The organism is Anianabacter salinae (genome assembly GCF_019061145.1).
Classification (GTDB): domain Bacteria; phylum Pseudomonadota; class Alphaproteobacteria; order Rhodobacterales; family Rhodobacteraceae; genus Anianibacter; species Anianibacter salinarum.
Genome location: NZ_JAHQZS010000002.1, coordinates 513,976 through 534,080 on the forward strand (window position 1 = coordinate 513,976; position 20,105 = coordinate 534,080).

At 65.0% G+C, this 20,105-nt stretch carries 21 protein-coding genes; 8 read left to right on the forward strand and 13 right to left on the reverse strand.

What is annotated here, in order from left to right; genetic code table 11:
- Positions 1–32 precede the first annotated feature (32 nt).
- The gene (locus tag KTJ87_RS07075; RefSeq protein WP_267138398.1) at positions 33–662 is read left to right on the forward strand and encodes a helix-turn-helix domain-containing protein; all 630 of its coding nucleotides are present in this window, start codon (positions 33–35) and stop codon (positions 660–662) included.
- Positions 663–667: 5 nt separating this feature from the next.
- Here KTJ87_RS07075 and KTJ87_RS07080 read toward each other — a convergent pair whose 3' ends face one another.
- Together KTJ87_RS07080 and KTJ87_RS07085 are read right to left on the reverse strand one after the other, a co-directional pair.
- Positions 668–1,015 (reverse strand): hypothetical protein, encoded by a 348-nt coding sequence (locus KTJ87_RS07080; protein WP_267138399.1) that lies wholly within the window; start codon positions 1,013–1,015, stop codon positions 668–670.
- A gap of 124 nt (positions 1,016–1,139) precedes the next feature.
- Positions 1,140–2,921, reverse strand: coding sequence for an extracellular solute-binding protein (locus KTJ87_RS07085; protein ID WP_267138751.1), 1,782 nt, complete (start codon positions 2,919–2,921; stop codon positions 1,140–1,142).
- Positions 2,922–3,219: 298 nt separating this feature from the next.
- Here KTJ87_RS07085 and KTJ87_RS07090 point away from each other — a divergent pair, with 298 nt between their 5' ends.
- Both KTJ87_RS07090 and KTJ87_RS07095 read left to right on the forward strand, forming a co-directional pair.
- Positions 3,220–3,993, forward strand: a complete 774-nt coding sequence (locus KTJ87_RS07090; protein WP_267138400.1) for a 3-hydroxybutyrate dehydrogenase — start codon at positions 3,220–3,222, stop codon at positions 3,991–3,993.
- Between the two features lie 6 nt (positions 3,994–3,999).
- Complete coding sequence (locus tag KTJ87_RS07095; RefSeq protein ID WP_267138401.1) at positions 4,000–5,016, forward strand: patatin-like phospholipase family protein; 1,017 nt, start codon at positions 4,000–4,002, stop codon at positions 5,014–5,016.
- Here the strand turns inward: KTJ87_RS07095 and KTJ87_RS07100 are convergent.
- The 3 genes from KTJ87_RS07100 to KTJ87_RS07110 all read right to left on the reverse strand — a co-directional run bounded on the left by KTJ87_RS07100 (position 5,013) and on the right by KTJ87_RS07110 (position 7,648).
- Complete coding sequence (locus KTJ87_RS07100) at positions 5,013–5,759, reverse strand: DUF502 domain-containing protein (RefSeq protein ID WP_267138402.1); 747 nt, start codon at positions 5,757–5,759, stop codon at positions 5,013–5,015. The genes KTJ87_RS07095 and KTJ87_RS07100 overlap by 4 nt on opposite strands.
- Positions 5,760–5,831: 72 nt before the next feature.
- A complete protein-coding gene (locus KTJ87_RS07105; RefSeq protein WP_267138403.1) occupies positions 5,832–6,758 on the reverse strand; it encodes a pseudouridine-5'-phosphate glycosidase in 927 nt (308 codons plus the stop codon).
- Positions 6,755–7,648, reverse strand: coding sequence for a PfkB family carbohydrate kinase (locus KTJ87_RS07110; RefSeq protein WP_267138404.1), 894 nt, complete (start codon positions 7,646–7,648; stop codon positions 6,755–6,757). Before KTJ87_RS07110 ends, KTJ87_RS07105 begins: the two co-directional genes overlap by 4 nt.
- A gap of 214 nt (positions 7,649–7,862) precedes the next feature.
- Between KTJ87_RS07110 and rpsB the strand changes: the two genes are divergently transcribed.
- Together rpsB and tsf are read left to right on the forward strand one after the other, a co-directional pair.
- On the forward strand, positions 7,863–8,636 hold the full coding sequence (gene rpsB / locus KTJ87_RS07115; RefSeq protein WP_267138405.1) for a 30S ribosomal protein S2: 774 nt from the start codon (positions 7,863–7,865) through the stop codon (positions 8,634–8,636).
- 99 nt (positions 8,637–8,735) lie between these two features.
- On the forward strand, positions 8,736–9,611 hold the full coding sequence (tsf, locus tag KTJ87_RS07120) for a translation elongation factor Ts (protein ID WP_267138406.1): 876 nt from the start codon (positions 8,736–8,738) through the stop codon (positions 9,609–9,611).
- 187 nt (positions 9,612–9,798) lie between these two features.
- On the opposite strand, the gene KTJ87_RS07125 is transcribed toward tsf, so the two are convergent.
- From KTJ87_RS07125 to KTJ87_RS07140, 4 genes are read right to left on the reverse strand one after another with little or no spacing between them, the layout of a single operon-like run.
- Positions 9,799–10,833 (reverse strand): ATP-binding protein, encoded by a 1,035-nt coding sequence (locus KTJ87_RS07125; RefSeq protein ID WP_267138407.1) that lies wholly within the window; start codon positions 10,831–10,833, stop codon positions 9,799–9,801.
- Between the two features lie 23 nt (positions 10,834–10,856).
- Positions 10,857–11,384 carry a gamma carbonic anhydrase family protein gene (locus tag KTJ87_RS07130; protein ID WP_267138408.1) on the reverse strand — a complete coding sequence of 176 codons (528 nt, stop codon included), beginning with the start codon at positions 11,382–11,384 and terminating at the stop codon, positions 10,857–10,859.
- Positions 11,381–12,022: a guanylate kinase gene (gene gmk, locus KTJ87_RS07135; RefSeq protein WP_267138752.1), complete on the reverse strand. Its 642-nt coding sequence runs from the start codon at positions 12,020–12,022 to the stop codon at positions 11,381–11,383. Before gmk ends, KTJ87_RS07130 begins: the two co-directional genes overlap by 4 nt.
- A 13-nt stretch (positions 12,023–12,035) precedes the next feature.
- Positions 12,036–12,926, reverse strand: a complete 891-nt coding sequence (locus KTJ87_RS07140) for a YicC/YloC family endoribonuclease (RefSeq protein ID WP_267138409.1) — start codon at positions 12,924–12,926, stop codon at positions 12,036–12,038.
- A 132-nt stretch (positions 12,927–13,058) separates the two neighbouring features.
- On the opposite strand from KTJ87_RS07140, the gene KTJ87_RS07145 reads away from it, so the two are divergent.
- Positions 13,059–13,751 (forward strand): PAS domain-containing protein, encoded by a 693-nt coding sequence (locus KTJ87_RS07145; RefSeq protein ID WP_267138410.1) that lies wholly within the window; start codon positions 13,059–13,061, stop codon positions 13,749–13,751.
- 46 nt (positions 13,752–13,797) lie between these two features.
- Here the strand turns inward: KTJ87_RS07145 and KTJ87_RS07150 are convergent, their stop codons facing one another.
- Positions 13,798–15,168: a class II 3-deoxy-7-phosphoheptulonate synthase gene (locus KTJ87_RS07150; protein WP_267138411.1), complete on the reverse strand. Its 1,371-nt coding sequence runs from the start codon at positions 15,166–15,168 to the stop codon at positions 13,798–13,800.
- A 182-nt stretch (positions 15,169–15,350) separates the two neighbouring features.
- On the opposite strand from KTJ87_RS07150, the gene KTJ87_RS07155 reads away from it, so the two are divergent.
- Positions 15,351–16,355 (forward strand): GlxA family transcriptional regulator, encoded by a 1,005-nt coding sequence (locus tag KTJ87_RS07155; protein ID WP_267138412.1) that lies wholly within the window; start codon positions 15,351–15,353, stop codon positions 16,353–16,355.
- A 69-nt stretch (positions 16,356–16,424) separates the two neighbouring features.
- Positions 16,425–17,012, forward strand: a complete 588-nt coding sequence (locus tag KTJ87_RS07160; RefSeq protein ID WP_267138413.1) for a nucleotidyltransferase family protein — start codon at positions 16,425–16,427, stop codon at positions 17,010–17,012.
- Here the strand turns inward: KTJ87_RS07160 and KTJ87_RS07165 are convergent.
- The 3 genes from KTJ87_RS07165 to KTJ87_RS07175 are packed head-to-tail and all read right to left on the reverse strand — an operon-like array spanning position 17,007 to position 19,962.
- Positions 17,007–18,356 (reverse strand): TRAP transporter large permease, encoded by a 1,350-nt coding sequence (locus KTJ87_RS07165; protein ID WP_267138414.1) that lies wholly within the window; start codon positions 18,354–18,356, stop codon positions 17,007–17,009. The genes KTJ87_RS07160 and KTJ87_RS07165 overlap by 6 nt on opposite strands.
- Positions 18,356–18,922 (reverse strand): TRAP transporter small permease, encoded by a 567-nt coding sequence (locus tag KTJ87_RS07170; RefSeq protein ID WP_267138415.1) that lies wholly within the window; start codon positions 18,920–18,922, stop codon positions 18,356–18,358. Before KTJ87_RS07170 ends, KTJ87_RS07165 begins: the two co-directional genes overlap by 1 nt.
- 2 nt (positions 18,923–18,924) lie before the next feature.
- Positions 18,925–19,962: a TRAP transporter substrate-binding protein gene (locus KTJ87_RS07175; protein ID WP_267138416.1), complete on the reverse strand. Its 1,038-nt coding sequence runs from the start codon at positions 19,960–19,962 to the stop codon at positions 18,925–18,927.
- Positions 19,963–20,105: the final 143 nt, after the last annotated feature.

A 20,105-nucleotide genomic window follows, 5' to 3' on the forward strand; every position in this document is an offset into this window, starting at 1 on the left:
AGGCGCGGGGGCTTGTGCGTAGAAGAACGGCCATGTCCGACGACAACCAGCCCAGCCTGATCCGCCTTGCCCGCGCCAGCGACGGCAGCCCAGAGCCCGAGCCTCAGCCTCTCGATCTGGGTGTGCGGGTGCGCGAATTGCGCAAGGCGCGCAACTGGACGCTGGAACAGGCGGCAGGGCAGGCCGGTCTTGCCCGCTCGACCCTGTCCAAGATCGAGAACGGGCAGATGTCGCCAACCTACGAGGCGCTGAAGAAACTGGCGGTTGGGTTGGAAATTTCGGTCCCGCAGCTGTTCACCGCGCCGAAGAAACAGCAGGTCTCGGGCCGCCTGACCGTGACGCGGACGGGCGAGGGGCAGGCGCATCCAACGGCGACCTACGAGCACGAGTTGCTGGCCGGGGCGCTGACCAAGAAGGCGATGCTGCCCTACCGCGCCCGCGTGCGCGCCCGCCGGTTCGAGGAATTCGACGGCTGGGTGCGCCATGACGGCGAGGAATTCCTTTACGTGCTGACCGGCGCAATCCGGCTGATTACCGAATTCTACGAACCCATCGAGATGCGGCGCGGTGACAGCGCCTATTACGACGCGACGATGGGGCACAACGTGGTGTCGATCAGCGAGGATGACGCGACGATCCTGTGGGTGACAGCACTGGTCTGACGCGATCAGTCCCTTCGGCCTATGGGGGTTTCCGGCGTCTGGTCGTCACCGAACTTGGCGTCGTCGTCTGACGGGTCTTCGCCTTCCATCAGGTGCTTGCGGCTTTCGGCATAACCTTCGGCGTCCATTTCCTCGTCCATCCGAACGTCAGAGGGAATCGCTCCTTCCAGCCATTCCGCGATCTGTTCCTGCGCCTCGATCCGTTCGATCTGCTCGACGGTCGCGATGTAGTCGGTGAACGCCTCGCGGTCGCCGTCGATGCTGGCGATCTCGTCCTCGTCGGCATCGGGCCATGTCTGAAGGATCGGATCGACGAAGGCGGCCCAGTTGGCCTCGACACGGGTCCACTGCATCTGCGGTCTCCTGTTCATGCGGTTCTCGGTCAATGCGGGCGTGGCCAAGGGGTTCCCGCAGAATGAAAAAGGCCCGCCAGAAGGCGGGCCTTTCAGGGTCTCGGGGCAGGGGCGGTGCGCCCGGTCAGTCCTGCCACCACCAGACATTCGGCTGCCAGCCGATCCAGTCGCCGTAGATCGGGATCGTCTCGGGGAACTTCAGCTCTTTCGCGTGGGCGATCCGGCTGATGTTGAACTGGTAGATCGGGATCACGTAGCGCCCCGTGGTCAGCACCCGGTCAAGCGCCCGCGTCGCCGACACGAAATCCTCGTTCGAGCGCGAGTTGAGGATCTCGCCGATCAGCGCATCCGCGGCGGCGCTGTCGATCCCGGCAAGGTTGCGGCTGCCCGGTTCGGTCACGCCCGCCGAGTTCCAGTAGAGGTTCTGCTCGTTGCCCGGCGACAGCGACAGGCCGACCCGGTAATAGGTCATGTCGAAGTCGTAGGTCGTCGTGCGCTCCTTGTACTGGGCGCTGTCGATCACCGTCACTTCGGGGGCGATCCCGAGGCGCTTCAGGCTTTCGACATAGATGTCGATGATCGACTGGTTCTCGGACGATCCCTGTTGCAGCAGGATCTCGAACTCGAACGCTGCGCCGTCCGCGTTGCGCAAGACGCCGTCCTGTACCGTCCAGCCCGCGTCTTCCAGAAGCGCGGCGGCCTTGGCGACGTTGGCGCGGTTGCGCACCGTGCCGTCGCCGACCGGCAGGGCGTAGCCGTCCAGCGCCCCCGGCAGCAGCTCGTCTGCGAAGGGTTCGAGGTATTCGCGCACCCGGCCTTCGGCGGGACCGTCCCGCATCCCGAGGACGGAGTTCGAGAAATACGAGGTGATGCGCGGCTGCTCACCCCCCGTCTGGGTCTGGTTGATGAATTCGAAGTTGAAGGCGTGCAGCATCGCGTCGCGCACCCGCCAATCGGCGAAGATGTCCTTGCGGGTGTTCATCACAAAGCCGGTGATGCCGGACGGGCGCTGGTGAGCGATTACCGATTTCACGACATCGCCGCGGTCGATAGCAGGGAAGTCATACTGGCTGTCCCATGTCGCGGCGTTGAATTCGCGGTTCGAATTCAACTCGCCCGCCTTGAACGCCTCGAATTGCGCGGTGCCGTCGGCGTAGAATTCCAGCCGGATCTCGTCGAGGTTGGCCTGACCTTGCATGAATGGCAGGTCATTGCCCCAGTAGTCCGGATCACGCTTGAGCGACACGAAGCGGCCGGGCTGAAAGTCGTCGATGACGTAAGGCGCCGTGGTGATCGGGATGATGTCGAGGCCGGATTCGGCGAAATCCACGCCCTCCCACTGTGCCTTCTTGAGGATCGGGCGCAGGCCAAGGATCAGCGGCAATTCGCGGTCCTCGGTGTTGAAGGTGAAGCGCACGGTGCGCGGGCCGACCGCCTCGGCGGTTTCTACCTTTTGCCAGGCGCCCAGGTAACGCGGGTGGCCTTCGGTCCCCAGCGTCTCGTAGGACCACAGCACGTCCTCGACCGTCACAGGGCTGCCGTCCGAGAATCGGGCCTCTTCGCGCAGCGTGAATTCCACCCAGGTGCGGTCGTCATCCGTCTCGACCGATTCGGCCAGAAGGCCGTACAACGTGAACGGCTCGTCCCAGTTGCGGCCCATCAGGCTTTCCACCGCCAGATAGGGAAGCTGCCACGGCACGCTGCCCTTGCGGATGTAGGGATTGAGGCTGTCGAATCCCCCCACCTCGCCGGTAACGATTCGCCCGCCAGTGGGCGCATCGGGGTTGGCATAGGGAAGAGACACAAAATCAGGTGGAAGCGCAGGGTCTCCATACATAGCTATGCCATGCCGGGGCTCTGCCTGCGCCTGACACGCGACGAGTGCCGCCAGAAAAACAGCGATCATCCGCTGGATCGGGCCTGAACAGACTTGTTTCATTTCGGCAACAAACTCCCTGCGCCTTGTGTGGTTGACCCGAAGCGTAAGCGCGTTTGCCAACCTAATCAAACTTTTGGCTTGGACCCCGGCGCCGCACCGCGTATAAAGAGGGCACTGCTCGATAGGTTTCTTGCCTGTATGAAACCTGCCTCAATAACTTAACGCCCGCCTTGTGCGGGCGTTTTTTTTCGTCCCGGCGGAACCCCGCGTGTCATTGCTGCGCTTGCAGCATATATATCGGGCAGACGCAGCAACGGGGGCAGGCATGACGCTTTCAGGCAAGACGGCAATCATCACCGGATCGAACTCGGGCATTGGCCTTGGCGTGGCCGAGGAACTGGCGCGGCAGGGCGCAAACGTGGTCCTGAATTCCTACACCGACAGCAAGGATGACCACGCGCTCGCAGACAGGATCGCGCAGCAGTACGGCGTGACCGCGCGCTATATCAAGGCGGACCTGTCCAAGGGCGACGAGGCCCGCAAGCTGGTCGAGGACGCGGCCGCCTGCGACATCCTGGTGAACAACGCCGGCATCCAGCATGTCGCCCGGGTCGAGGATTTTCCTGCGGACAAGTGGGACGCGATCATCGCGATCAATATGTCGTCGAACTTTCACACCATCGCCGCCGCCATCCCGATGATGCGCAAGGCCGGGTGGGGGCGCATCATCAACGTCGCCTCCGCGCACGGGCTGCGCGCCTCGCCGTTCAAGTCGGCCTATGTCGCGGCCAAGCACGGGGTGCTGGGCCTGACCAAGACCGTCGCGCTGGAAACCGCAGAGGAAGACATCACCTGCAACGCGATCTGCCCCGGATATGTGCTGACCCCGCTGGTCGAGGCGCAGATCCCGGACCAGATGAAGACGCATGACATGGACCGCGATCAGGTGATCCGCGAGGTGATGCTGGCCAAGCAGCCGTCCAAGGACTTTGCGACCACCGGTCAGGTCGGCGGCATCGCGGCCTTCCTGTGCTCGCCCGCCGCAGACCAGATCACCGGCACGTCGATCAGCGTCGATGGCGGCTGGACGGCGCAGTAGCCCGGCATGACCAAGCGCATCAACCTCGCGCTTCAGGGCGGCGGCGCGCATGGCGCCTTCACCTGGGGCGCGCTCGACCGCATCCTTGAAGACGAGGATATCGAGATTGCCGCGATTTCCGGCACCTCGGCGGGCGCGCTGAACGGCGCGGCGCTGAAGGCGGGGCTGGTGCGCGGCGGGCGAACGGGCGCACGCGAAAACCTCGACTGGCTATGGGGCCGCGTCGGCGCGTCGAGCGGCGGCGTGTTCGGCGACTGGCTGCAATCGCTGGCTCCGACGCCCGCCATGTTCGCCTCTGCGCTCGGGAATTCCGCGCAATATGCGCTGGCGGATGCCACGATGCGGATGCTCAGCCCCTATGCCTACGGGCCGTTCTACCGCAATCCGCTGACATCCATCGTCGATCATTTCGACTTTGCCAGCATCTGCGCAGGCGAGGGGCCGCGTTTCTTTGTCGGGGCCACCAGCGTGCGGACCGGCAAGATCCGCGTCTTTTCCGGTGACGAGATCACCACCGACGCGATTCTCGCCTCGGCCTGCCTGCCGACGCTGTTCCAGGCGGTCGAGATCGACGGAGAGCCGTATTGGGACGGCGGCTATGCGGGCAACCCGCCACTGTTCCCGCTTTACGAGACCGACCTGCCCGACGACATCCTCGTCATCCAGATCAATCCGCTGGTCTATGAAGACACGCCTCGCTCGGCGATGGCGATCCAGAACCGGATCAACGAGATCAGCTTCAACGCCTCGCTCCTGCGCGATCTGCGGGCGATCAACTTCGTCAAACGCCTGATCGCGGACGGCACCATCCGCAAGGGCGCGATGAAGGATGTGCTGGTTCACATGATCGTCGACGACGCGTTGATGAACGCGTTGAACGTGGCAACCAAGGTGTCGCCGACGCCCGCCTTGCTGGGACAGCTCAAGGCGGCGGGGCGGCTGGCGGCGGATGCGTTCCTCGCGCGGCACAAGGACGATCTGAACGAACGCGCGACGGTCGATCTGCGGGCGATGTTCGCCTAGGCGCTGATCTTCTCGCGCAGCTTTGGTGGCAAATCCGCCGTGGGGATCGCGGGCGCGGTTCCGGTGGGATAGACCAGCCCCGCCGAGATCACCAGTTTCGCCGCATCCTCGATGGTCATGTCCAACTCGATCACGTCGCGCTTGGGCACGAACAGCAGAAAGCCGGACGTCGGGTTGGGCGTGGTCGGCAGGAACACCGTCATCACCTGATCGTCCTCGGGCAGCTTTTCCAGCACCTCGCCCTTGGCCGTGGTCGAGACAAAGGCGACGGCCCAGAGGCCGGGGCGCGGGTATTCGATCAGGCAGGCCTTTTCGAACGACGCCTCGGCCTGGCTGAACACGGTTTCCGCAATCTGTTTCAGCGCGTTGTAGACCGAGCGCACAATCGGCATCCGGTCGACCAGATGCTCGCCCCAGCGCAGAAGCGAGCGACCGATCAGCCCCTTGGCCAGCCAGCCGATCAGCAGCGTGAACAGCAGGAACACGACGACGCCGATGCCGCGGATGTTCAGCGGATAATCCACGCCGAACAGGGTCATGATGATGTTGTCGGGCTTGTAGGGCCCGGGCACCAGCGGCAGGACAAAGCCGTCGACCCAGCCAATCACCGTCCAGACCAGCCAGACGGTCAGACCGATGGGCGCAATAACCACCAGCCCGGTCAGGAAATTGCCGCGCAGGCGCAACAGCCAGGACGGCCGGCGCTTTGGCTCCGCGGAAGGGGTCGGATCGGATTTGGTCATGGTCAGGGGCAGCCCGCAGTCATACCGGACCAAGATAGACGCGCGCAGGCCGGTCCACAATGACCGCCGCGATCATCTTGCAGAGATGTCCCCCGAAGCGGCGATATGCTGTGCAATCTCTGCCGCAAGCCGCGCATTGTTGAGCACCAGCGCGATATTGGCCTCAAGCGAGCGGCCCTCGGTCAGGTGGTAGATGCGGTCGAGCAGGAACGGCGTGACGGCCTTGCCCGAGACATGGGTGGCGGCGGCCTCGGCCAGGGCGATCTCGACGATGCGGTCCATCTCGGCCTTGGGGATCTCGTCCGCCTCGGGCACCGGGTTCGCCACCAGTTGCCCGCCCGGAATGCCCATCGCGCCGCGCATCACATGGGCGCGTGCTATGGCGGCGGCACTGTCCATGCGCAGCGGCGCGGGCAGTCCGCTGTCCCGCGACCAGAAGGCCGGAAGCGCGTCCTGTCCATAGGCGATCACCGGGACGCCGAAGGTTTCCAGAACCTCCAGCGTTTTCGGCAGATCGAGGATCGCCTTGGCGCCCGCAGCAACGACCGTCACCGGCGTTTGCGCCAACTCGCGCAGGTCTGCCGAGATGTCAAAGCTGCTCTCCGCCCCCCGATGCACGCCGCCGATCCCGCCGGTGGCAAAGACCGCAATGCCCGCCAGCCGCGCCGCGATCATCGTCGCGGCCACGGTTGTCGCGCCTGTCCCGCCAGCGGCGATGCAGGCAGCGAAATCTGCGCGCGACAGCTTGGCGACGCCGGTGGCCTGTCCCAGCGCGTCCAACTCGTCCCCGGTCAGGCCGATGTGCAACCGCCCGCCGATCACCGCGATGGTCGCCGGCACGGCACCAGCGGCACGCACCGTTTCCTCGACCTGGCGCGCGGTCTCGACGTTCTGCGGAAACGGCATGCCGTGGGTGATGATCGTGGATTCGAGCGCGACCAGCGGCGTGCCGGTGTCGCGCGCGGCGGCGACCTCGGGCGAATAGGAAATATCGATCACAGCGAGGTTTCTCCAGATATGTAGTCGGCGGCGACGCTCAGCGCCCGGGCGAGCGCGTCCTGCGGCGAAGCGCCTTCGATTTCGGCGGTGACATGGGCGGCCATGAACGTATCGCCCGCCCCAGTGACGCGCGTCACCATGACCTCGGGCGGCGTGGCGGTGACCAGACCCTCGGGCGCCGCCACCGTCGCCGGGCGGCCGCCGTCCGTCACGCAGACCCGCGCCGCGCCGCGTGCGATCAGCGCCTCGGCGGCGGCACGCGAGCCGTCAAGGCGCTTGCCGGTCAGAAGCCCGGCTTCTTCGGTGTTGACGTAGATCGTCGCGTGCGGATGCGTCAGCAGCGGCAAAAGCCGTTCCGCCTTGCCGGGGCTTGCGGGCGCGACGCGCAGGTCTGCAGCGGCGAACAGCGGGCTTTTCGCGATTTCGGACAGCAGGTCCTCGGTCAGGTTGCCATCAAGCGCGATGGGGCCGGGGTAGGGTACGTCTGCCGTCCCAAGCCGACCATCCGCCAGCGGGCGCAGGATCTTGTCGCCCGCTTCTTCCAGCGAATGGGCGTCGGCGATGGCGGCGATCAGCCCGTTCGCGCCCTCGATGGCCATGTAGATGTCCGTCGGCAGGTCTTCCGAGCGATAGAGATGCTGCGTCAGCAGCCCCATGCGTCCGCAGCGTTCGATCAGGTCATCGCCCTCGGCATCGCGGCCAACGACGCTCAGCAGCGCGGGCCGCATCCCCAGCCGCCGCAGCGTCATCGCGATATTGAGCGCGACACCGCCCGGCACGCGGCTGATCCGGCCCGGAACGTCGGACCCCACGCGCATGTGGCTTGCGGTGCGGCCGATCACGTCCCAAAGGACAGAGCCGATGCACAGGATGTCGGGGGCTTGCGTCATGCGTGCCTTCTGGCGCGAGGCCGCGGCGCTGGCAAGGGGGGCAATGCGGGCAGGGGGGTTGCCAACCCCCGCGACATGCTCTAACGCCACGCACACTTCACAGGCGGGGTTGGGCCCTGCGGGGAGACATCCCGCAAAGGTCCGCCGGTTGTCCCGGATATCCATCCGGGATGAGACCCCCGCCGAGGCGCAAACCGGAAAAGGAACATTGGACATGGCGCTCCCCGAATTCTCCTTGCGTCAGCTCTTGGAAGCTGGCGTTCACTTTGGCCACCAGACGCAACGCTGGAACCCCCGCATGGGCGAGTTCATCTATGGCGAGCGGAATGGCATCCACATTCTCGACCTGACGCAGACCGTCCCGATGCTCGACAAGGCATTGAACGTGATCCGCGACACCGTCGCCAAGAACGGCCGCATCCTGTTCGTCGGCACCAAGCGTCAGGCGCAAAAGCCCATCGCCGACGCCGCCGAGCGCTGCGCGCAGTATTACATGAACCACCGCTGGCTGGGCGGCACGCTGACCAACTGGAAAACCGTCTCGCAATCGATCAACCGTCTGCGGTCGATCGACGAGCAGATGGAGCAGGGCGCCGAAGGCCTGACCAAGCGCGAGCGTCTGTCGATGGAACGCGACCGCGAGAAGCTGAACGCCTCGCTGGGCGGCATCCGCGAAATGGGCGGCCTGCCGGACCTGCTGTTCGTGATCGATGTCGGCAAGGAAGACCTTGCCATCCTCGAAGCCAAGAAGCTGGGCATCCCGGTCGTCGCGATCGTCGACACCAACTGCGCGCCCGACGGCATCGACTATATCATTCCCGGCAACGACGACGCGGCCCGCGCCATCGCCCTGTATTGCGATCTGGTGGCCCGTGCGGCGCTTGACGGCATGTCGGCGCAGATGGAATCGGCCGGTGTCGACGTTGGAGCCTTCGAAGAAGCGATCACCGAAGACGCTGTCGCGGAAGAGCCCACCGAGAACGCCTGACCGGCCGTCCTGCGGACTGATATGAAACCGACATGAAATGGTTACCCGGCGCGTCTAGGGACGCGCCGGACAAGACATAATCCTGAGGAGAGCCAAGAGATGGCAATCACGGCTGCACAAGTGAAAGAACTGCGCGATTCCACCGGCGCGGGCATGATGGACGCCAAGAAGGCGCTGACCGAAACCGATGGCGACATGGACGCCGCGGTGGACTGGCTGCGCACCAAGGGTCTGGCGAAGGCCGCCAAGAAATCCGGCCGCACCGCCGCCGAGGGCCTTGTCGCCGTCGCACTGGACGGCACCACCGCTGTCGCCGTCGAGGTGAACTCGGAGACGGATTTCGTCGCCAAGAACGCCGAGTTCCAGGACATGGTCGCTAGCTTTGCCAAGGCTGCGCTTGGCGTCAAGGACACCGCGGCGCTGGTCGAGACCGAGATCGACGGCAAGAAGATCAAGGACATCATCACCGACAAGATCGCCAAGATCGGCGAGAACATGTCGGTGCGCCGGATGGCCCGCGTCGAGGGCGAGACGGTCGTGTCCTACGTCCATAACGCCGCTGCGGACGGCATGGGCAAGATCGGCGTGCTGGTCGGCCTGAAGGGCACCGACACCGGCATCGGCCGCCAGATCGCGATGCACATCGCGGCAGCGAACCCGGCAGCGCTGGACGCGGCTTCGGTGGACCCGGCACTCCTCGAGAAGGAAAAGCAGGTCCAGATCGAGATCGCGCGCGAGTCCGGCAAGCCCGAGCAAGTGATCGAGAAGATGATCGAAGGCAGGATGAAGAAGTTCCTCGCCGAGATCACGCTGACCGGTCAGCAGTTCGTGGTGAACCCCGACGTGACCGTTGCCGACGCGGCAAAAGAGGCTGGCGTCGAGATCAGCGGCTTTGCACGCCTCGAAGTCGGCGAAGGCATCGCACGCGAGACCGAGGACTTTGCGGCAGAGGTTGCCAAGGTCAGCCAGGCCTGACACTGCGCCACGGTGCAGACATTGCGATATGCAAAGCGGGCCCCAAGCGGGGCCCGTTTTCGTTTTGTGCACAAAGGGATGCCAGCGCGTATTGAACCAAAGGTTCAACGGATACACCCCTTCATAATTTACATAATACTGATTATGCGATAATTGGATCCGACCGCGGCACAGCGCAAAGCGCCCCTCAGATCAACGGCAGAACCACCGAGAACACGCTGCCCCGACCCTTTTCGCTTTCCACTCGGACGCGGCCCCGATGCCGGTTCACGATGTGCTTGACGATGGCGAGCCCAAGCCCGGTGCCGCCCATCTCGCGCGACCGGTGGCCGTCGATGCGGTAGAACCGTTCCATCAGACGCGGCAGATGCAATTCGTCGATGCCCTCGCCGTTGTCCGTGACATCGATCCGCGCCGCCGGTCCCCGGATGCTGCCGTCATAGTCGCGCGCGGACACCGTGATCGTCACCAGATCACCACCGTATTTCACCGCGTTCTCGATCAGGTTCGAGAACACCTGCAACAGCTGGTCGGCATCGCCCGTCACCTCGAACCCCGGCGCCGCGCCCGCGATCTCGACGCGCGAGCCTGCCCCGTCGATCAGAGGCTGAAGCGACAGCACCGTGCGTTCGATCAGCGCGCCCAGATCGACGGTGTCCGTCGGGCGCATCCGTTCCTCGCTTTCCACGCGGCTGAGCGACAGCAGGTCCTGCACAAGGCGGTTCATCCGCCGCGCTTCGTGGTCCATGATCTCAAGGAACCGCTCGCGCGCGGCTGCATCCTCTCGCGCCGGGCCGCGCAAGGTTTCGATGAACCCGGTAAGTGCGGTCAGCGGTGTCTTCAACTCGTGGCTGACATTGGCGATGAAGTCGCGGCGCATCTGCACGGCGTCCTGCATGTGGGTCATGTCTTCGAGATAGACGACGACTCCCTGCTGACCGGCGCCCTCGACCGGCGCGGCAACGACGCGGTACGTCACCTCGCGCCCAGCGTCCGAGGTCAGGAACTGTCCGCTCGACACCTGGCGGTCCCGCAGCGCCGCCTCGACGCAGTCCAGAAGGTTGGGTTGCCGGAAGACGGTGATGTAGTGCCGCCCGATTATGCCCTGCCCGAACAGCCGCATTGCGCCGTCATTGACAAAGGCGACACGCTCGTCACGCTGGACATGAACCGCAGGAAGCGGCGCCGCGGACAGAAGCGACGCAAGAAGATCCTGTCCCATGACTTGCTCCCCGGGCCCTGCCCCTACTCGGCGATGGCCAGGCCGTCGCGGAACCGCCGCATGTTCTGCTGGTAATGCTGCGCCGAGGCGCGCAGCCCCTCGATCGCGGCATCGTCCAGTTGGCGCACCACCTTGCCGGGCGTGCCCATGACAAGGCTGCCGTCGGGGATTTCCTTGCCCTCGGGGATCAGCGCGCCCGCGCCGATCAGGCAGTTCCGTCCGATCACCGCGCCGTTGAGGATCGTCGCCCCCATGCCGATCAGCGTCTCGTCGCCTATGGTGCAGCCGTGCAGCATCGCCTTGTGCCCGATGGTGCAGTCGCGCCCGATGGTCAGCGGATAGCCGATATCGGTGTGCATCACGACGTTTTCCTGCACGTTCGTGCCCTCGCCGATCACCAGTGGATCGTTGTCGCCGCGCAAGGTGGCGCCGAACCAGACCGAACACCCCTCGCCCAGCGTGACATCCCCGATGACGTTGGCGTCGGGTGCGATCCACAGATCGCCCGAGGTGGGCAGCTTGGGCTTCTTGCCGTCGAGCATGTAGATCATGCGTCCATCTCCTCGAATTCGCGCTGCAGCGCGCGCACATGGTCGACAAGCTGCGGCTGCTGGACGCGGCGCATCCTCTCGGCCTCGATGATCGTCTTCAGCTTGGCCTCGGTCGCGTCGAGATCGTCGTTGACCAGCACGTAATCGTAGCCGCCCCAATGGCTTATCTCGTCCCAGCTTTTCTGCATTCGCTTTGCGATGATGTCATCGGTGTCCTGCCCCCGGCTGATAAGCCTGCGGCGCAGCTCGTCTATCGAGGGCGGCAGAACGAAGATCGACAGCACATGGTCGGACAGCCGCGAGTTGCCGATCTGCTGCGCGCCCTGCCAGTCGATGTCGAACAGCACGTCCCGCCCGGCCTTGATCGCCGCCTCGACCGGGGCCACGGGAGAACCGTAGAAGTTGCCGAAGACATGGGCGTGTTCCAGCATCTCCTCGTCCGTGACCATGGCGCGGAAGTCTTCTTCAGAAACGAAGTGATAGTGATCGCCGTCGATCTCGGCGGCGCGCGGCGCACGCGTGGTGGCCGACACCGAGAACCGCAGCGTCGGGTCCCAGTCCATCAGCCGACGGGCCAGCGTGGATTTTCCAGCGCCCGAAGGCGAGGACAGGATAATCAGAAGGCCCCGGCGTGTCATGGCGGTCATGGGCCTACTCCACATTCTGGACTTGCTCGCGCATCTGATCGATGACGGTCTTGAGGTCAAGGCCGGTGCGGGTCAACTCGGCCGAACCTGCCTTGGAACACAGCGTATTGGCCTCGCGGTTGAATTCCTGCGTCAGGAAATCGAACTTGCGCCCGATCGGGCCGTCCTCGGCCAGCAGCACCCGCGCCGCCTCGACATGGGCCCCCAGGCGGTCGATTTCCTCGGTCACGTCGGACTTCACCACCAAGAGCGCAAGCTCCTGCTCCAGCCGCCCCGGATCGACCTTGTCGGCGCTGTCCATGACCTTGGCCATGTTGGTGCGCAGGGTTTCGGCCTGTGCTCCGCGCCTCTCGTCCGCAAGCTGGGCCGAGTGTGCGGTCAGCTCTGCGATGCGGGCGATCTGCGCGCCGATCACGTCGGCCAGCGCCGTGCCTTCGGCATCGCGGGCCGCATCGAAGGCGTCCATCAACGGCGCAAGATCGGCCAGCACGGCCTTGGCCAATCCGCCCATGTCCCGTTCCTCGGCGTTGCCGCGCATCACACCAGGCAAGGCCAGCACATCGGCGGCGGTCACGGGCGCAATGGAAACGCCAGCACTTTCAGCGGCTTCAGCGACGTTCCTCAGGCGGTCCAGTGCGCGGGTCAGCGCTTCGGGATCAAGCGCGCTATCGTCGGCGGCGGCATCGCGCTGCAGCTTGAGCGAGACGGTGACCGATCCGCGCGCGGCGCGCTGCGAGACGTGTTTGCGGACGGCCTGTTCCAGACCTTCGATCCAATCGGGCATGCGAAGGCGGATGTCGAGCCCCCTGCCGTTGACCGACCGGATGTCCCAGGACCAGCTCCACCCCTCGTGTCGCCCGGCGCGCGTGGCGAAGCCGGTCATCGATTTGGTCATCGTCATTTACCCTTTAACGGAAAATCAACGGCGTTCGGGCGGTCCCTGTGCCATATTAACACTCGGGTAACGATCCCGAAGCTAGGGTTAACAGAGGGTCACCACGCGGGCAACGCGGGTGACGGAACAGCGATGACACAGACCAGCGACCAGACTGCACAGGTGATCCGCCTCATGGACCATGCCCTGCCCCGCCGGTATCCGGCCATCGCCATCGTGGATGCCTATTGGGAGGCGCTGCGCGGCACCCGTGCAATGCCTGAACGCCACGAGATCGATCCGCGCGGGCTGGACCGCGCGCTGCCCAACGCCTTCATCCTCGACCGTGTCGCGCCGGGCGTTGCGCGCTTTCGCCTTGCAGGCATGCACCTCGCGGATGTCATGGGCATGGACGTGCGCGGCATGCCGATCACCGCCCTGATGTGCCCCGAGGCGCGGATGGCCATCGCCGACCTGATCGAGGAAGCCGTGTGCCGCCCCGCGGTGGCGACGCTTGCGCTGACAGGCGAGACAGGGTTCGGCCGCCCGGCGCTGGTCGGCCGTATGCTGCTGGCGCCGATGTCGTCCGAGGATGGTGCGGGCAGCCGCCTGCTGGGGGCTGTCGAGATGCACGGCGAGATCGGTCGCACCCCGCGCCGCTTTTCCGTGTCCGAAGTCGCGCTGCGCCAGATCGAGGCGCCGGGCTGGGCCGGGCCCGCGCTGCGGACCCGCACGCCAGCGGCGCCGATGGCCGCGCATGGCATGGCCGAGGCGCAGGCCGCCTACACGGAAACGCCGCGCGTGACCGGGGAGCGCCCCAAGCTGCGCCTGATCAAATCGGTATAGAAAAAGGCCCCTTGCGGGGCCTTGTTCACGTTGGACTTTCAGAGGGTCAGGCGTTCGCGGCCTGACGGTTCGCTTCGCGCCGCGACGACAGTTCCTCTGCCACAAGAAACGCCAGTTCCAGCGCCTGGCTCGCGTTGAGGCGCGGATCGCACGCGGTGTGATAACGGTCCGACAGATCCTCGTCGGTGACGGCCCGCACGCCGCCGGTGCATTCGGTCACGTCCTGGCCGGTCATCTCGAAATGAACGCCGCCGGGGATCGTGCCTTCGGCGTTGTGGACCGCGAAGAACTCACGCACCTCGCGCAGCACTGAATCGAACGGCCGCGTCTTGTAGCCCGAAGACGACTTGATCGTGTTGCCATGCATCGGATCGCAGGACCACACGACATTGGCGCCCTCTTCCTGCACCGCCTGGATCAGGCGCGGCAGATGCTCGCCCACCGATCCTGCGCCGAAGCGTGCGATCAACGTCAGGCGCCCGGCCTCGTTGGCAGGGTTCAGCTTGGCCATCAGCGCCTTGAGGTGGCCGCTGGTCATCGTCGGGCCACACTTGAGCCCGATGGGGTTCTGCACGCCGCGCGCGAATTCGACATGCGCGCCGTCAGGCTGGCGGGTGCGGTCGCCGATCCAGATCATGTGACCCGACCCCGCAAGCCATTTGCCCGAGGTGGAATCGACGCGTGCCAGTGCCTCTTCGTATTCCAGCAGAAGCGCCTCGTGCGAGGTGTAGAAATCCACCGTCGAGATTTCGGCGTTGGTGTCGCTGGTGATCCCGGCTGCCGTGATGAAGTCGAGCGCGTCGGAAATCCGGTTGGCGAGATCGCGGTATTTCTCGGCCTCGTCGCTTTCGGTGAAGCCAAGCGTCCAGGCGTGCACCCGGTGCACATCGGCGAAACCACCCGTCGAGAAGGCGCGCAACAGGTTCAGCGACGCGGCCGCCTGGGTATAGGCCTGCAACATCCGCGCGGGATCGGGGATCCGCGCCTCGGGCGTGAAATCGAAGCCGTTGATGATGTCGCCGCGGTAGCTGGGCAGCTCGGTCCCGCTGATCGTTTCCATTGGCGCAGAGCGCGGCTTGGCGAACTGGCCTGCCATCCGGCCGACCTTGACCACCGGCACCTTGGCGCCAAACGTCAGCACCATCGCCATCTGCAACAGCACTTTGAAGGTGTCGCGGATGTTGTCGGCGGAAAACTCGGCAAAGCTTTCGGCGCAGTCGCCGCCTTGCAACAGGAACCCCTCGCCGCGCGACACTGCCGCCAGTTCCGTCTTCAGCTTGCGCGCCTCACCGGCGAACACCAGCGGAGGATACTTCGACAGCTGCGACTCGACGCCCTTCAGGGCGGCTTCGTCAAGATACTCGGGCATCTGGACCCGGGGCAGCTTGCGCCAAGCGGATTTGTTCCAGTCGCTCATATCGGTTCTCCGGCGGGTTAGCGGTATCGCCCGAGGCTTATAGGCAAGGGCAACGTCGCACGCAAACCCCCGATTGCCGGAAAAGCGCGAATCGTCGTGCGGCGGTCCGCATTGCGCACGTCACTCCTTGATCCCTGCCCCCTTTCCTGCCAGCGTCCTCGGCCAAACCGGATACCCCGCACATGCAACTGAATCGCCAGATCGTCGAAGTCGACACCGTTCCGCGCAAGCCGCGCCGCTTTGTGTTCGTGCTGCTCGAGAATTTCACCATGCTGTCCTTTGCCTGTGCGCTGGAGGCGTTGCGGATCGCCAACCGCATGGCGGATGCGCGGCTTTATGACTGGCGGCTGATCGGCGAAGGCGGCGAAACGGTGCGCTGCTCGGCCGGGGTGGCCTATCCGTTGCAAGGCGATCTGGACGAGCTGGACCGCGAGGACGTGATGATGCTGTGCAGCGGCATCGACGTGCAGGCGGCCACGACGCGGCGGCTTTTGAACTGGGTGCGGCGCGAGGCACGGCGCGGCGTCGTCATCGGCGGGCTGTGCACGGCGGGATATTCGCTGGCCAAGGCGGGCCTTCTCGACGGCAAGAAGGCGACGATCCACTGGGAGAACGCCGACAGCTTCGAAGAGGAATTCGAGGACGTGACGCTGACCAAGTCGGTGTTCGTCGTCGATGGCAACCGGATGACGACGGCGGGCGGAACGTCGTCCATCGACCTGATGCTCAAGATCATCGCCGACGACCACGGCGAGGAACTGGCGAACGCGGTGGCGGACCAGTTGATCTATTCCTCGATCCGGACCGACCAGGACACCCAGCGGCTGTCGACGCCCACCCGGATCGGCGTGCGACATCCCAAGCTGTCCTCGGTCATCCAGGCGATGGAAAAGAACATCGAAGAACCGGTGAGCCCCGCGCTTCTGGCCCGCAACGTCGGCATGTCGACGCGGCAGCTGGAACGCCTGTTCCGGCGCTATCTCAACCGCTCGCCCAAGCGGTATTACATGGAACTGCGGCTGCAAAAGGCGCGCAACCTCTTGATGCAGACCGACATGAGCGTGATCAACGTCGCGCTGGCCTGCGGCTTTGCCTCACCGTCGCATTTCTCGAAATGCTACCGCGCCCATTACCAGACAACGCCCTACCGCGAGCGCGGAAGCCATGCGGCGCGGCTGTCGGTCTGATCGCCCGGCGGTGCGCTGGCGGAGAGGACGGCGTTTGCGTATTTTGACAAAGAAGAACCGGGGCGCGGCGTGACCCCGGCGGTGCTGCTTCTGGCGGCGGGGGCGTCGTCGCGGATGCGGGGCGGCGACAAGCTTTTGGAAGAGGTGGACGGCATGCCGTTGCTGCGGCGGCAGGCGGCGGCGGCGCGTTCTGTGTGTGAGCAGGTCTTCGTGACCTTGCCGGTGCCGGGGGCGGCGCGGCGGGCGGTGCTGGACGGGTTGGATGTGGTTTGCGTCGATGTGCCGGACGCAGCAGAGGGCATGTCAGCCTCGATCCGGGCGGGCGCGGCTGCCCTGCCCCATGACGTGACGCATCTCGTGCTTCTACCCGCCGACATGCCCGACATCGGAGCGCGGGAACTGGCGACGATGCTGGCGGCGGCAGAGGCCGCGCCCGGTGCGGTCCTGCGGGGCACGGCAGAGGGGTCGGACGTTCCGGGCCATCCTGTCTTGATCCCGGCACGGCTGTTTTCAAGCTTGGCGACGCTGTCGGGAGACGACGGCGCGCGCGGTGCGCTGCGCGGCGAGACGGTGACCGGCGTGCCGCTTCCGGGGCGCGCCGCGATCACCGATCTCGACACGCCCGAGGACTGGGCCGCCTGGCGCGCACGGCTATAGAAGTGACGGCAACCACAGCGTCAGCGCCGGGAACACCAGCAAGAGGATCACGCGGAAGATCTCGGCGCCGAAGAACGGCATCACGCCCTTGAACGTTTCGATCATCGGGGTGTCCTTGGCCATCGCCGAGATGACGAAGACGTTCATCCCCACGGGCGGCGTGATCAGACCCAACTCGACCACGATCAGCGCCAGCACCCCGAACCAGATCTTCAGATCCTCGGTGGACATGCCAAAGCCCGAGCCTTCGGCGGGCATGTAGAGGCCGCCGTTGATCTCGACCAGCACGGGCCAGAAGAACGGGATCACCAGAAGGATCATCGACAGTGAATCCATCAGGCAGCCGAGCGCGATCAGCGCGACCAGCAGAAGCACCATGACCGTCATCGGCGCGAGGCCCGAAGCGGCGATCCACTCGGCCGCTTCCTGCGGCAGGCGCACGCGGGACATGAAGATCTTGACCAGTTCGGCGCCGAACACGATCAGGTAGATCATGCCGGTGGTTCCGGCGGTTTCCTTGAGCGAATCGATCAGATCGCGGGTCTTCACGGTGCGGGTGACGATGCCGTAGATCCAGACCAGCGCCACACCCACGGCGGCGGCAGGCGTCGGGTTGAAGAACCCGCCATAGATGCCGCCCAGCACGATTGCAAAGATCACAGCGACCGGCACCATGCCAAGGGTCGCCGAGACGAATTCCTTGCGGTCGGCGGCGCCGCCCTTGGGGCCCGCGTCGGGCCAGATCAGGACGTAAAGCGCGATGGTCAGGATGAACAGGATCACGGCAAGGATGCCGGGGATCATCGCGGCGGCGAACATGGTGACGATGTTCGCCTCGACGATGATCGCGTAGATGATGAGCACGACCGAGGGCGGGATCAGGATGCCAAGCACACCGCCCGCCGCCAGCGATCCCGTCGCCAGCGCGCCAGAGTAGTTGTAGCGCTTGAGTTCCGGCAGCGCGACCTTGCCCATCGTGGACGCGGTCGCCAGAGACGAGCCGCAGACCGCGCCAAAGCCCGCACAGCCCGCGATGGCGGCCATGGCGGTGCCGCCGCGCATCCAACCCAGCCAGGCGTTGGCGCCGCGGAACAGTTGCTGAGACAGGCCCGCGCGACTGGCGATCGCGCCCATCAGCACGAACATCGGCACCACCGACAGGCCATAGTTGGAAAAGATACCCCATCCCAGCGTCTTGAGCTGGCTCAGGACCGGCAGCCATCCGTTTATCAGCACGGTGCCGATGCCGCCCACAAGGATCATGGAATAGGCAATAGGCACCCGGATCGCGATCAGCGCAACAAGAATGACAAGGCTGATAAGGCCAAGCGTGACAGGATCCATTAGCGGCGTCCGAACATGTCAGAGAGCGCGTCGGTGACCGAAGCGAAAGAGGCGAGCGCGAGAAGCGCAAGCGAAATGAGGCACGGCGCATAGCCCCACCACAGCGGAATCTGCAAAAGCGCGGTGGTGCTGTCGTATGTCCGGTGATCCAGCATCCCGGCATACATCCGCCACAGAAGCACGACGCCGAAGATCAGTGCGACGGTCGAGCCAAGCAACGAGAACACCGACAGCCAGAACCGGTTCGCCCCGGAGGTGAAGATGTCTGCGGTCACGTTCAGCCCGGCAATCTGGCAATAGGGCAGAAACGCGAAGACCGCGATTGCGACGCCGATTTCCGTCAGTTCAAAGTCACCGCGGCACAATATCTCGAAGGTAAACTGCATCGTTTCCGACGCGTCGGCCCGTCTGGTGCACAGGCCGGGCGCGAGAATATCGATCACGATCGGGATCACGTTTATGATGATGACCCCAAGCAACACGAAGCCGCCCAGAACAGCCCAGGCGGTGCATATACGAAGGACGAGGTCGTGAAACCTCGTCCCGCTGGTTGCAGTTGCAGCCATGTTTACTCGGCGGCCGTCGCGATTGCGGCCTGGGCTGCCTCGACGAGCATGGCGCCGTCGACGCCGTCGCCGGTCACCTGGTCGACCCAGCGCTGTTGCACCGGCTCGAGCGCGTCGATGAAGACCTGGGTTTCTTCCTCGGTCAGCATGACGTGGGTCTTGCCCGCGTCGGTTGCCATCTTGATGCCGAAGTCGTCACCAGCGCGCCATGCGTCGGCGACCTGGCCCCACCATTCGCGGCCCGACGCGTCACGGAAGATCTGCTGGATGTCTTCCGGCAGGCCGTCCCAGCGCGTCTGGTTCATCGACACCTGGAAGGTGGTGGTGCCAAGACGGGTGTTGTCATGGCCTTCGATGAAATAGTCGATCTGGTTCTGCAGCTTCAGCGGCGGGATGATCTCCCACGGCAGAAGCGTCGCCTCCATCACGCCTTTCGACAGCGCCGAAGGCACCTCGGGGACGGGCATCGCGATCGGCGACGCGCCAAGCGCCTCGATCACCCATGCGCCGGTGCGCGACGGGATACGCATCTTCATGCCTTCGACATCGGCGGGCGAGCGGATTTCCTTGTCGACCGCCATGATCGCCTGACCGGCATGGACATGCAGCCACATCACTTCGAGGCCGCGGTAGTCGTCCGCCAGGTATTCGTCGAACATGTCGTACATGGCGAGGTTGGTCGCCTTGATGTCATTGAGGAACACGCCCGGAAGCTCGAACACTTCGGTGCGGGGGAACTGGCCGGGGGTATAGCCGTTCACCGTCCAGATGATGTCGACCACGCCGTCGCGCGCCTGCTGCACCAGTTCCGGCGGGGTGCCGCCCAGCGACATGGCCGGGAAGATCTCGATTTCAACGCGTCCGTCCGATGCCGCTTCCACGGCCTCGACCCAAGGTTCCAGCATGCCGGTCTGAGCGGGCGCCTGCGCGCCAAGCATGTGGTGCAGACGGAACGTGTATTCCTGCGCGAAGGCGCCGGATGCCGCCACCAGCGACAACGCGGATGCCGCGAGGGTCGTCTTGAGTGTGTTCAACTTCATGGTCGGTCCTCCCAAACCTATTGCGGGTTCGTTTCCGTGGAAACAAACATATCCGATACTCAACCGATACCGCGCCGGATTTCCAGACGCAATTTCATTGTCTCGGACCAGCATTCAAATAAGCTTGTCATTGGCGCGCAAAT